At 62.8% G+C, this 12,546-nt stretch carries 13 protein-coding genes and 1 tRNA gene; 9 read left to right on the top strand and 5 right to left on the bottom strand.

The genetic code is table 11. The features are described 5' to 3' along the window. Nucleotides 1-14: 14 nt before the first annotated feature. Nucleotides 15-890 (bottom strand): ATP-binding protein, encoded by an 876-nt coding sequence (locus X751_RS150850; protein ID WP_023667681.1) that lies wholly within the window; start codon nt 888-890, stop codon nt 15-17. Between the two features lie 271 nt (nt 891-1,161). Here X751_RS150850 and yajC point away from each other — a divergent pair, with 271 nt between their 5' ends. The 5 genes from yajC to X751_RS150825 all read left to right on the top strand — a co-directional run bounded on the left by yajC (nt 1,162) and on the right by X751_RS150825 (nt 6,574). After that, nucleotides 1,162-1,509 (top strand): preprotein translocase subunit YajC, encoded by a 348-nt coding sequence (yajC, locus tag X751_RS150845; RefSeq protein WP_023667680.1) that lies wholly within the window; start codon nt 1,162-1,164, stop codon nt 1,507-1,509. A 54-nt stretch (nt 1,510-1,563) separates the two neighbouring features. Continuing rightward, entirely contained in the window at nt 1,564-2,559 is a 996-nt protein-coding gene (locus X751_RS150840; protein ID WP_023744782.1) for a hypothetical protein, read from the top strand. A gap of 217 nt (nt 2,560-2,776) precedes the next feature. Then, nucleotides 2,777-5,329: a protein translocase subunit SecDF gene (gene secDF / locus X751_RS150835; RefSeq protein WP_023667677.1), complete on the top strand. Its 2,553-nt coding sequence runs from the start codon at nt 2,777-2,779 to the stop codon at nt 5,327-5,329. Nucleotides 5,330-5,340: 11 nt separating this feature from the next. Next, nucleotides 5,341-5,730 carry an Mth938-like domain-containing protein gene (locus X751_RS150830; protein WP_023667676.1) on the top strand — a complete coding sequence of 130 codons (390 nt, stop codon included), beginning with the start codon at nt 5,341-5,343 and terminating at the stop codon, nt 5,728-5,730. Between the two features lies 1 nt (nt 5,731). Further along, on the top strand, nt 5,732-6,574 hold the full coding sequence (locus X751_RS150825; protein ID WP_031203697.1) for a phytoene/squalene synthase family protein: 843 nt from the start codon (nt 5,732-5,734) through the stop codon (nt 6,572-6,574). 36 nt (nt 6,575-6,610) lie between these two features. Here X751_RS150825 and trmFO read toward each other — a convergent pair whose 3' ends face one another. Then, nucleotides 6,611-8,023, bottom strand: coding sequence for a methylenetetrahydrofolate--tRNA-(uracil(54)-C(5))-methyltransferase (FADH(2)-oxidizing) TrmFO (gene trmFO, locus X751_RS150820; protein WP_023681640.1), 1,413 nt, complete (start codon nt 8,021-8,023; stop codon nt 6,611-6,613). Nucleotides 8,024-8,041: 18 nt separating this feature from the next. Here trmFO and X751_RS150815 point away from each other — a divergent pair, with 18 nt between their 5' ends. Further along, entirely contained in the window at nt 8,042-8,368 is a 327-nt protein-coding gene (locus tag X751_RS150815) for a hypothetical protein (RefSeq protein WP_156935994.1), read from the top strand. A gap of 171 nt (nt 8,369-8,539) precedes the next feature. Here X751_RS150815 and X751_RS1000000165610 read toward each other — a convergent pair whose 3' ends face one another. Then, nucleotides 8,540-8,683 carry a DUF1127 domain-containing protein gene (locus X751_RS1000000165610; protein WP_023667673.1) on the bottom strand — a complete coding sequence of 48 codons (144 nt, stop codon included), beginning with the start codon at nt 8,681-8,683 and terminating at the stop codon, nt 8,540-8,542. A gap of 51 nt (nt 8,684-8,734) precedes the next feature. Beyond that, nucleotides 8,735-8,875, bottom strand: coding sequence for a DUF1127 domain-containing protein (locus X751_RS1000000165615; protein WP_006335194.1), 141 nt, complete (start codon nt 8,873-8,875; stop codon nt 8,735-8,737). A 234-nt stretch (nt 8,876-9,109) separates the two neighbouring features. Here X751_RS1000000165615 and X751_RS150810 point away from each other — a divergent pair, with 234 nt between their 5' ends. The 3 genes from X751_RS150810 (at nt 9,110) to X751_RS150800 (ending at nt 12,324) form a co-directional block, all read left to right on the top strand. Next, a complete protein-coding gene (locus tag X751_RS150810) occupies nt 9,110-10,222 on the top strand; it encodes a DUF2157 domain-containing protein (protein WP_023744783.1) in 1,113 nt (370 codons plus the stop codon). After that, the gene (locus X751_RS150805; RefSeq protein WP_023744784.1) at nt 10,219-10,800 is read left to right on the top strand and encodes a GDYXXLXY domain-containing protein; all 582 of its coding nucleotides are present in this window, start codon (nt 10,219-10,221) and stop codon (nt 10,798-10,800) included. The genes X751_RS150810 and X751_RS150805 overlap by 4 nt, the downstream gene beginning before the upstream one ends. Nucleotides 10,801-10,875: 75 nt before the next feature. Next, entirely contained in the window at nt 10,876-12,324 is a 1,449-nt protein-coding gene (locus tag X751_RS150800) for an aromatic amino acid lyase (protein WP_023744785.1), read from the top strand. Between the two features lie 101 nt (nt 12,325-12,425). On the opposite strand, the gene X751_RS150795 is transcribed toward X751_RS150800, so the two are convergent. Beyond that, nucleotides 12,426-12,510 (bottom strand) — tRNA-Leu (locus X751_RS150795). Nucleotides 12,511-12,546: the final 36 nt, after the last annotated feature.

The following is a 12,546-nucleotide window of genomic DNA, read 5'->3' on the forward strand; positions in this document are numbered from 1 at the left end:
CTGACGGAAATCAATCAGTCGTTCAGCGGCTTGCCGAGCCGGCCGGCCAGATCCTGAGTGAATTGCCAGGCGACGCGGCCCGAGCGGCTGCCGCGTGTCGTTGCCCATTCCAGGGCGTCGGCGCGCAGCTGCTCCGGGTCGATCTTCAGTCCATGATGGGTGGCATAGCCGTTGACCATATCGAGATATTCGTCCTGCGAACATTTGTGGAAGCCGAGCCACAGGCCGAAGCGGTCGGACAGCGAAACCTTTTCCTCGACCGCCTCGGACGGGTTGATGGCGGTCGAGCGCTCATTGTCGATCATGTCGCGCGGCAACAGGTGCCGGCGGTTCGACGTGGCGTAGAAGATGACATTGGCCGGGCGGCCCTCGACGCCGCCTTCAAGGGCTGCCTTCAGCGACTTGTAGGAGGTGTCGTCATGGTCGAAGGAGAGGTCGTCGCAAAACAGGATGAAGCGAAACGGCGCCGCCTTCAGCAGGCCCATCAGCCTGGGCAGCGTGTCGATATCCTCGCGATGGATCTCGATCAGCTTGAGCGGCAGGTCGGATTTGGCCTGGGCGTTGATCTGCGCATGCACGGCCTTGACCAGCGAGGATTTGCCCATGCCGCGCGCACCCCACAACAACACATTGTTGGCGGCATGGCCGGCGGCGAAACGTTCCGTGTTTTCGACCAGAATGTCGCGCACGCGGTCGACGCCGCGGATCAGGCCGATGTCGACGCGGTTGACCTTGCGCACCGGCTCGAGATAGCCGGGGTCGGCCTGCCAGACGAAGCAATCGGCAACCGCAAGATCGGTTTGCGGCACCGGCGGCGGGGCGAGGCGGGTGACCGCCTCGATCAGGCGGTCGAGCTTTTGGTTCAGGGCCTCGATGGTGCTGTCGGTCATGTCTCGTCTTTTATGTTTCCGCACGAACGTGCGTAGGGGCCGAAATCGTCTTGATCCGGGCGAGATAGAAACTGGTTCCAAGCTTTTGTTTGGGCATGATCTTTTGCGAAAACCACGCCCGTATTCCGGGAGCATGCTCTAACACGGGTCAACCGGCCGGAAAAGCAGCTGAAAGCCCGGCCGCGCGGTTGCATTGGTAACTTTACCCACTATATTCCGGCCAAATTTGGCGAGGCCGCCCTACGGCCTTCTTCGTAACCAGGAGTTCTTGATGTTCGTCACACCGGCATACGCCCAAGCTACCGGAACTCCGCTTGGTCCGTTCGGGGATATCGGCATGATACTCCCGTTCGTTCTGATCTTCGTGATCATGTATTTCCTCATCATCCGGCCGCAGCGCGCCCAGTTGAAGAAGCGCCAGGAGATGATCTCGGCCGTGCGCCGTGGCGACACGGTCATCACCGGCGGCGGCTTCGTCGGCAAGGTGACCAAGGTGATCGACGACAATGAGCTTGAGATCGACCTTGGCGGCGGCACCAAGGTGACGGCGCTGCGCTCGACGATCGCCGATGTTCGGGTCAAGGGCGAGCCGGTGGCCAATCAGAACGCCAAGAAGTAAGCCAGTTTCCCAAGCGGAGCGATCCGCGGGCAGAGCTCTGACAAAAGACGGCGTATGGTCCATTTTTCGCGCCTGAAAATGATCCTGATCTGGCTTGCTATGGCCACAATGCTCGTCGACGCGCCCAGTCTTCACGCTGCCGGCGCGGACGTGCTGCTTCGATTGGACGCGACCGATGTGATCGATCGCCGGTTGGAGGCGACGCGTGACGAAATCAGGACGCTGCTGCGCGATGCAAGGATCGGCTATACTGGTCTTGCTAAGTCGGGTCGGGCCGTTCAGGTGCATATCACCGACGCCGCTCAGGTCGGCGCGGCCAAGATGGCATTGGAGGCGGTGACTGATCCTGTCCTTGGCAGCGCTGGTCCGGTCCAGGAAGTGATCCTGGATGATACCGGAGCAGCGTTGCTCAAGTTCACGGTAACAGACACAGGTATCAAGTATCGGATGTCGATCGCGCTTGCGCAGTCGATCGTGGTCATTAAGAATCGCCTGCGTGATCTTGGTGTAGCCGACCCAGTAGTGCGGCCAGAGGGCGAAGACGGTATGCTGGTCCGGACCTCGGGCGTTGCGGATTTGCAAAGGCTGAGGAGAATTCTCACCCGAACCGGAATGCTGACTTTTCAGTGGGTTGATGAGTCGATGCCGGTCGCTGATGCGATCAATGGCCGGACGCCCGCTGGCTCGGTGGTGGTTTATTCGAAGGACGATCCACCGGTTCCCTATCTGGTTGAGAGCCGAACGATCGTTTCCAGTGATGACATTGTCAATGCTCAGGCGACTCCCAACTCCGTCACAAATGAGCCGGCGGTTTCGTTCACCTTCGATTCCAGGGCAACGGCACGCGTTGCGCAGGCGACCTCGCAGAATGTCGGCAAGCTATTTGCGATGATCCTCGACAACCAAGTGCTTTCGGTGCCAGTCGTCCGCGAGCCAATTCTTAACGGCCGCGGCCAGATATCGGGCAACCTCACCAAGGAGAACGCCGATGATCTGGCCTTGCTTTTGCGTTCCGGACCGATGCCTGCACGATTGAAAATAGTCGAGTAGCGCACGATAGCGCCCGGCGGTGATCAGAATTAGAATGGAACCGACAGAGGCGATTGACGCCGAAACCGCTGCCGGCGGCAGCGCCAAATTGACCTCAGCGCGCTCGACAATCGGCGAAGTGCGGGTTAAGGGCGAGCCGGTGGCAAATAAGAACGCCAAGAAATAACCGAATTGTCGGCGGAACGATCCGCCAGTACGCCCTGACGGACAACGCCATATGCTGTATTTTTCGCGCCTGAAGATGATCCTGATCTGGATCGCCGTGGCCGTCACATTCATCCTTGCCGCGCCAAATCTCTTCCCGGCCAGCACATTGGCGCAATTGCCCAACTGGGTGCCGAAGCGGCAGATGACGCTTGGTCTCGATCTGCAGGGCGGTTCGCACATCCTCTTGCAGATGGACCAGAATGATCTCGTCAAGGCGCAGCTGGAAACGACGCGCGACGAGATCCGCACGCTGCTGCGCGATGCCAAGGTGGGCTATACCGGCCTTGGCGGCACCGGCAGGACCGTACAAGTGCGCATCACCGATCCAACCCAGATCGATGCCGCCAAGGCGGCGCTTAAGCCGCTGACCGATCCGGTCGCCGCCGGCCTGTTCACCGGTGGCTCCATCCAGGAAATGTCCCTGGATGATTCCGAAGCCGGGCTGCTCAAATTCACCGTCACCGACGCCGGCATCAAATACCGCACCTCAGCCGCATTGGCGCAGTCGATCGAAGTCGTCGAGCGTCGCGTCAACGAACTCGGCACCACCGAGCCGATCGTGCAGCGGCAGGGCGACGACCGTGTGCTCGTCCAGGTGCCGGGCCTGCAGGATCCGCAAAGGCTGAAGGAGATCATTGGCCAGACCGCCAAGATGACCTTCCAGATGGTCGATACCTCGATGTCGGTGCAGGATGCGCTGAACGGCCGCCCGCCGGCAGGCTCCTCGGTGCTTTATTCGCAGGACGATCCGCCGGTTCCGTATCTGGTGGAAAATCGCGTCATCGTGTCCGGCGAGGATCTTGCCAAGGCCACCGCAACTTATGATTCCCGAAACAACGAGCCAGTGGTTTCGTTCGTCTTCAACTCGCGCGGTGCGACACGGTTCGGCCAGGCGACGCAGCAGAATGTCGGCAAGCCGTTCGCCATCATCCTCGACAATCAGGTGATTTCAGCGCCGGTGATCCGCGAACCGATCCTCGGCGGCAGCGGCCAGATTTCAGGCAATTTCACCGCCGAAAGCGCCAACGACCTCGCCGTGCTGCTGCGCGCCGGTGCGTTGCCGGCAAAGCTGACCGTGATCGAAGAACGCACGGTGGGCCCGGGCCTCGGCCAGGATTCGATCCATGCCGGCAAGGTCGCCGGCATCATCGGCTCCATTCTCGTCGTCGCCTTCATGTTCGTCGCGTACGGACTTCTCGGCTTCCTCGCCAACATTGCGCTCGCCGTGCACGTGGCGATGATCGTCGGGGTCTTGTCGCTGCTTGGCGCGACGCTGACCTTGCCCGGCATTGCCGGTATCGTGCTGACCATCGGCATGGCGGTCGATTCCAACGTGCTGATCTATGAGCGCATCCGCGAGGAGCGACGGGCCGGCCGTTCGGTCATCCAGTCGATCGACACCGGCTTCACCAAGGCGTTGGCGACCATCGTGGATTCCAACGTGACGTCGCTGATTGCCACGGTCGTGCTGTTCTATCTCGGCACCGGACCGGTCAAGGGCTTCGCCATCACCTATGCCATCGGCATCCTGACCACGGTGTTCACCGCCTTCACCTTCACCCGTCTGCTGGTGTCGATCTGGCTGCGCCGCGCGCGTCCGAAGGAATTGCCGCGTGCGCCGGTGACCTTCGTTCCGGCCGGCACGAAAATCCCGTTCATGGGCATCCGCCGCTGGACCTTCGCACTGTCCAGCCTGCTGTCGATCGCGTCGGTTATCGGATTCCTGACCATCGACATCAACTACGGCATCGACTTCAAGGGCGGCTCGATCATCGAGGTGCAGTCCAAGCAAGGCGACGCCGATATTGGCGATATCAGAAGCCGGCTGTCGGAGCTAAACATCGGTGAAGTGCAGGTCCAGCAATTCGGCGCGCCGAACGACGTGCTGATCCGCGTCGGCACCCAAGATGGCGGCGAGAACGCCGAGCAGACCGTCATCGACAAGGTGCGCGGCGAGCTCCAGGACAATTACGATTTTCGCCGCGTCGAGGTGGTGGGCCCGACGGTTTCGGGCGAGCTGGCCAAGCAAGGCACGATCGCCATGATCATCGCGCTGATCGGCATCCTGGTCTATGTCTGGTTCCGCTTCGAATGGCAGTTCGCGGTCGGCGCGATCGTGGCGACGGTGCACGATGTGGTGATGACGCTGGGCTTCTTCGTCATCACCGGGCTCGAATTCAACCAGTCTTCGCTGGCTGCGATCCTGACCATTATCGGCTATTCGCTCAATGACACGATCGTCGTCTATGACCGTGTTCGAGAAGATTTGCGAAAATACAAACGAATGCCGCTCCCGCAATTGTTGAACAACGCCATCAACGAGACGCTTTCGAGAACGACGCTGACTTCGGTGACGACCATCCTGGCGCTGCTGGCGCTGGTGTTGTTCGGCGGCGAGGTGATCCGCTCGTTCACCATGGCGATGCTGTTCGGCGTCGTCTTCGGCACCTATTCGTCGATCTTCATCGCAGCGCCCTTGCTGATCCTGTTCAGGCTCAGGCCGCAGGGAGCGAGCGCCGATGAGGAGAAGCCGGTTGGTGGCGGCAAGGCCATGGCGACCTGACGGCCGCGCTGGTGGCAAAAGGCATCGTCATTCGCGAGGCGCATTTCCCCGGACGGGCGCCGATCGAAGCCTACGGCAATGGCGGCTTCCGCTTCGCCGACATGTCGCATCGCGGCTCGCTTCTTTGCCTGCCCTCCGGCATCCATGGCTGGGAGCCGGCCGATCCGCTGGCCCTGACGGCGGCGGATTTCGACCTGCTGCTGGCCGAGGCCGACAAGGTCGAGATCCTGCTGGTCGGCACAGGCAAGGATTTGCGGCCCTTGCCGGCAGCACTTCGGGCGGCGCTGAAGGCGGCTGGCATTGGCTCCGACCCGATGTCGACGGGGGCAGCGGTGCGGACCTACAATGTTCTGCTTGCCGAAGACCGCGCCGTGGCCGCGGCGCTCATCGCCGTCGACTGACGTGACCGATACAGCTGACATCGTCATGGAGGCGGTGCGCGCCGGCGACCATGACCGCTATGTCAGCGCACTCTATGCACCGGCCGACAAGCGCGCGGCGCTGTTTTCGCTTTACGCCTTCAATGCCGAGATTGCGTCTGTCCGAGACCGCATCCACGAGGCATTGCCGGGCGAAGTGAGGCTGCAATGGTGGCGCGATGTCATCGCTGCTGAAGCCGCAGCCACAGGCAACCCGCTCGCCGATGCGCTGAAGGCGACGATTTCTGCCCATGGCCTGCCCAAAACTGCCTTCGACAACATGCTCGAGGCCCGCATCTTCGACCTCTATGACGATCCGATGCCGTCGCGCACCGATCTCGAGGGCTATTGCGGCGAGACGGCGGCCGCGCTGATCCAGCTGGCGGCGATGGTGCTCGATCCCAATGAGGCGCCGCGCTTTGCCGAACTGGCGGGCAGGGCCGGCTGCGCCCAGGCGATGACCGGCCTGTTGCTGCTGTTGCCGCTGCATCGCCGACGCGGGCAATGCTTCGTGCCGGCGGATATCCTTGCCGCGGCCGGCTCGTCGCCGGAGGAGTTCGTCAGCGGCGACGGCGGCCCCGGCGCTCAGCGCGCGGTGGCTGCGATGATTGCATTGGCGCAGGAGCATCTCCGCGCTTTCGAGCAAGGGGCGTCCGCACTTCCGGAAACGCTGCGCCCGGCGTTCCTGCCGCTGGCGCTGACCAGCGCCTATCTCGGCAAGATGGGCAATGGCCGCTCGCCGCTTGGTGGCGCAGCCCGGCTTTCGGCTCTGCGCCGGCATTGGCTGTTGCTCAGGCGCGCAACGCGGGGATGGCCAGCGAGTTGACGTAAACGTCAATCGCGTTAGGACTCTGAGACTTGGCTATTCAGCAGCTTCCGCTGTTTGCGCCGGCAGCCCTAGCCACTCCCGACAATCTGCCCGCGCGCGTGAGGTGATCGCGTGGCGCTTGGCCACCGTCTTGTCCTTGCCGCGCAGGCGTTTGCCTTCGGTCTTCGGTGCTTCCACCGGCGGGAACAGGCCGAAATTGACGTTCATCGGCTGGAACGAGCGTTTGCCCGGCTCGTCGTCTGAGACGATGTGGCCGCCGGTGATGTGGTTGAGCAGGGCGCCGAAGGCGGTGGTGAGCGGCGGCAGGGACGGCGCGTGGCCGAGACGCTCGGCGGCGGCGAAGCGGCCGGCGAGCAGGCCGATCGCCGCGCTCTCGACATAGCCCTCGCAGCCGGTGATCTGGCCGGCAAAGCGCAGGCCGGGCCGCGACTTCAGCTGCAGGGAAGCGTCGAGCAAGGTCGGCGAGTTGATGTAGGTGTTGCGGTGCAGGCCGCCGAGGCGCGCGAAGTCGGCGTTTTCCAGGCCCGGAATGGTGCGGAACACGCGCACCTGCTCGGCATGCTTCAGCTTGGTCTGGAAACCGACCATGTTGTAGAGCGTGCCCAGCGCATTGTCCTGGCGCAGCTGCACCACGGCATAGGCTTTTACCGTCGGATTGTGGGCATTGGTCAGCCCCATCGGCTTCATCGGCCCGTAGCGCAGCGTCTCAACGCCGCGCTCGGCCATGATTTCGATCGGCAGGCAGCCGTCGAAATAGGGCGTGCCTTCCCACTGCTTGAATTCGGTCTTGTGGCCGTCGACCAGCGCCTGTACGAAGGCGAGATACTGGTCCTTGTCCATCGGGCAGTTGATGTAATCCTTGCCGGTGCCGCCGGGCCCAACCTTGTCGTAGCGCGACTGGAACCAGCAGGTGTCCATGTCGATCGTGTCGAAATGGATGATCGGGGCAATCGCGTCGAAGAAGGCCAGTGCGTCGGCGCCGGTCGCCTCGGCGATCGACTGGGCGAGCGAAGGTGCGGTCAGCGGTCCCGTGGCGATGATCGCCTGGTCCCATTCCGCCGGCGGCAGGCCCGGCACTTCCTCGCGCTCGATGGTGATCAGCGGGTGCGCTTCAAGCTTTTTCGTCACCGCGTCGGAGAAACCGTCGCGATCCACGGCCAGCGCGCCGCCTGCCGGCACCTGGTTGGCGTCGCCGGCACTCATGATCAGCGAGCCGGCCAGCCGCATTTCGGCATGCAGCAGGCCGACGGCGTTGTTCTCGGCATCGTCGGAGCGGAAGGAATTGGAACAGACAAGTTCGGCAAGCCCATCGGTCTTGTGCGCATCGGTGCCGCGCACCGGGCGCATCTCATGCAAAATGACGGGAACACCGGCTTGTGCTGCCTGCCAGGCGGCTTCGGAGCCGGCGAGGCCGCCGCCGACGATGTGGATAGGATTTTTGCTCATGAGCGCCGGAATAATCGCTTGGCGCGCCGTTTGCAATTGGCCGGTGCGAGCGTGGGTCATTGTCGTGCAACGACGGAGCTCGAGTTTCTTATGTCCGCGGCGACGCTTGGATGGCGGCGCAAAGCGCCTCGATCGACCGCAAGCACAGCCGCAAACCTGCCCCAAAAACAACAACACCCGCCGCGGGAGGAGGTGCGGCGGGTGTCGTTTTTGGGGCCGATCCTCGGGAGGAGGTGGGGATCGGCCGTATTCGCCATCGCCGGGGAGGAGGTCGGCTTTGACGAAATTCTTTTCGCCGGATCGAGGGAGGCGAAATCCCTGGAAGAGGAACTGCGTTCACTTTGAAGACGAACTAGCGTTCGCTTCGGAAAGACGAACTGCGTTCGCTTTGGAAACAGCGCCCGCCGCGGGAGGAGGTGCGGCGGGCGCCGTTTTGGTGGTCAACCCTCGGGAGGAGGTGAAGGCTGACCGTATCCGTCAGGGTCGGGGAGGAGGTCGACCCTGGCGAAATTCTTGTTAGATCGTCGCCCTGCGGGCGATGATCTTGATCTCGTCACGGACGATGCCGAGATCATGGAGCTGACGGTTCGAAAGGCGACCCAGCTCGGTAACGGTGTCGCGGTAAACGCGCCAGTTACGATAGTTGCGGATCAGGTTCATTGTCGTTCTCTTTTTCAAAACTGGTTCGGACCATTTGCGATCCGAAGAGGATTAGACCGCCTTGCGGGCGACGTAGTGGATGTCGCTGCGGCTGATGCCGAGGTCGGTCAGTTCACGGTTCGACAGGCGGCTCAGCTCGGAGACGGTGTCCCGGTAGCGGCGCCAGTTGCGGTAGTTGCGGATCAGGTTCATGGTAGTGCTCGTTTCGTCTTTCTTCGGATCATTCCGTTTGTGTACGAACAGTAAATAGGCTGGGTTATATCGATTTAAAAGTGCTGTTGGCGCATGGCAGCAATGCAAATTGTGCAATGCAACATTAACGCGCATTCACGCTTCGTCATGAAGAGACCCGAATCGGAAAATGACGTTGCGTCAACGATTTGAGCGGATCGGCTGTCAGAAAGACCAATCTGGGGGAGAAGCGGCATGGCGAGCTATTCGTCGCGGGCGAGGGCCGATATCGGGCGGTGGCTGCAGGCCGGCCTGATCGACGCCAAGACGGCCGATGCGCTTAAGTGCGACATCGACGCAAACGAGCGCAAATCGCTGAGCTTCGGCACTATATTGGCCATGATGGCAGCGCTGCTGTTCGGCGCCGCGATCCTGCTCTTCGTCGCCGCCAACTGGGACGCGATCCCGCGGCTGGTGCGGGTCGCGGCGCTGTTTGCCGTCATTCTCGCCGGCTATGTCGGCGGCGCGGTGTTGAAGATGCGCGACCATGCGGCGATCGGCGAGGCGCTGTGGATCGTGGCCGCCGCGGCCTTCGGCGGATCGATCGCGCTGATCGGCCAGATGTACCATCTCACGGGTGACGAAGCCTCGGCCATCGTCACCTGGGGCATCGGCACGGCATTAGCCGCGGTGGCGTTGCGCTCGAACCCGCTGACGGTCGCTGCCGTCGGCATATCCGTTGCCTGGCTGTTCGTGCGCGCGTTCGACTTTTATGACCGCCCCGTATTTCCGGATTTCTTCGTTATCATGGCGCCGGTGCTTTTTGTCGTCTCGTTGTGGACGCGCAGCCAGCCGGCACGCCACCTGATCATTCTTTCGGTCATTTTCTATATCGCGGTGCGCGGCCTGGACCAGAACACGCTCGCCCTGGCTATTCCTCTGGTCGCGGTGTCGGCGCTGCTGTTTGCGGTTTCCATCTTCGCCGCCGGGCCGGCCGACCGGATCTTGCAGCTCGGCGGGCGGCTGCCTTTGCACGCCTTGACCGGCTTTCTCACCGGGCTGGCGATGATCCAGATCGAACTGGGCGATGACAACGCCTTCAGCAACGGCTTTGCCGTCGCCTCGGTTATCGCGCTGGCCGGGATTGCGGCGGCGATCGTTCTGGGCGGGCGCGAGAGCAGGGGGCTGCGCTGGGTTGCCTATGCCGGCTTTGCCTTCGAGCTCGCCATTATCTACGTCGTGACCTTGCAGACGATGCTCGGCACGGCCGGCTTCTTCCTGGCTGCCGCGGTGCTTTTCGGCATCCTGGCTCTCGTCATCATCCGTGTGGAAAAACGCATGAAGGCCCCGGAAGGAGCGGCAGCATGATGTCGGGAAAGAAACTTGTCATCTCGGCGCTGGTCCTGGCGCTCGTCCAGATCGGCTTCCTGAGCTGGATCATCGCCGGCCGCGCGGCGATCCTGCGCAACGGCAAGGAGGTCTTGCTGAAAGTCGAGCCGGTCGATCCGCGCGATCTGCTGCGCGGCGACTATATTATCCTCGACTATGAAATATCGCGCTTGCCGGTGAAGCTGATCGCCAACATCCCGGCCGGCCAGCTCGTGAGCGAGAACACGCCGATCGTGGTCCGGCTGAAGCCGGGTGCCGACGGCTATTGGCATGCGACCACGGCCTGGTTCGGCAAGGCTCCGACGCCGGCGACCGCCGACGAAGCCGATATTGTCGGCCAGGTCGCGCCGGGCTGGACGCTTGATCCTGAATCCACGATCGCACCGCAATACGGCATCGACCGCTTCTACCTACCTGAGGGCCAGGGCATGGCGATCCAGAACGACATGCGGGTGCGGCCATTCGGCGTGCGCATCGCGCTCGCCGCCAGTGGCCAGGCACAGATCAAGGCGCTGATGGACGGCGACAAGACATTGTTTGAGGAACCGCTCTACTAGAAGACATTACCCAGGGCATGGATTTCGGCAGCGATCGATCGCTTCGCCTTCATGCAAACCAGACGGGCGAAGACAATGCCGATTACGGTGACGACGCGCGAAGATATCAATCTCGATGCCGTTTTGCGCGTCGCCTGGAGAAACGACACGGTCGAAATCGGCGACAAGGCCTTGCAACGCATTGCCGAATGCCGCGCCTCGTTCCTGAAACTCATTGAGTCCGATCCGCCGCCGGTCATCTACGGCGTCACCACCGCCATGGGCGAGCTGGCAAGCCGCAAGCTCGAACTTGACGAGCGCGACCGCCATGCGCGCATCAAGGCGTATGCCGCCGCCACATCGTTCGGTGAGCCATTGCCTGAGCGCGTCGTCAGGGCGATCGTGCTGGCACGGCTGACCAATTTCATCGAAGGCAATGCCGCCACCACGCCGCGCATCGCGCTAGCCGTTGCGGCGATGCTCGACGGTGGACCGATGCCGGTGGTGTCGTCGCAGGGGCAGGGCGGCGCCGGCGAGATCCTGGCGCTCTATCCGCTGTTTGCCGCGCTTACCGCTGGCCTGGAGCTCGAAGTGAAGGAGCGGGGCTCGCTGATCAACGGCTCGCCCTGCGCTGCCGCCCTTGTGGCGGACGCAGCACTTGCCGCACGCCGTCGCGTCGCGATGGCGCACAAGGTGTTTGCGCTGTCGATCGAAGCCTTTCGTGCGCCGCTCGAGCATTATGATGCCGCGCTCGACGGGCTGTGGGGCGACGCGCACGAAGCGGCCGCCTTGCAAGGGTTGCGGCAATACCTGGTTGGCGCCGGCGACGGCCGGCGCAACTATCAGGCGCCGGTCAGCTACCGCATCGTGCCGCGCGTGCTCGGCCATGCGCATCGGGCGCTGGCGGGCGCCGAGCAGGCGGCGACCGTGTCGCTGGCCTCGATCTCGGACAATCCGGTCTATATCCCGCCCGACGATGCGCATCCGCTGGGACGCTGCATCTCCACCGGCGGCTACCACAATGCCATGGCGACACCGGCATTGGACGATCTGGCGGCGATCTGGGCCGATCTCTGCCTGCTTTGCGACCGGCACGCCTCAAAGCTGCTGAACGGCAAGGTGTCGCTGCTGCCCGACCTGTTGATGACCGGGCGGCATTGGGCCGACAGCGATGGCCATGGCAATGTCGGCTATGTCCCGATGGCGATCACCGGCTATCTCGAACAGGCCAAACTCGCGGCGCAGCGCACCTTCATTCCGGGCACCGAATCGGCCGGCGCCGGCCAGGACGACGTCGCCACCACCGCATTCTTCGCCTGGACCAAGGAAGCGACGGCCGGCCGCTGCCTCGATGCGGCAATGGCGATGCTGGCGATGATCGCCTCGCAGGCCCTGTACGTGACTGAACGCGCCGCGCCGCCGGCATTGCAGGATTTTGTCGCGGATATCAGGAAGATCGTGCCGCCGGTCGACGCCGACCGGGTGCTGGGGCCGGAGCTGGCGAAATTGGCGGAGTGGTTTACCGGTCAAGTGTTTGAAGTGTAGGCCGTCGCCGCCAGTCCTCCTACGCCACGGCTTCGGAGGACACCCTTCGCTTTATCAAGCTCCTGGGTGGCCTGCCACCCGAAGCTCGATAGAGCGAAGGGTGGTGCGGATGAAGGGACTCGAACCCCCACGCCTTTCGGCACTGGAACCTAAATCCAGGGCGTCTACCAGTTCCGCCACATCCGCATTTGTCGGCAATCCCATGTAGCCATCATTCTGTCA

The sequence above is a fragment of the Mesorhizobium sp. LNJC394B00 genome (assembly GCF_000502555.1).
Lineage (GTDB): Bacteria > Pseudomonadota > Alphaproteobacteria > Rhizobiales > Rhizobiaceae > Mesorhizobium.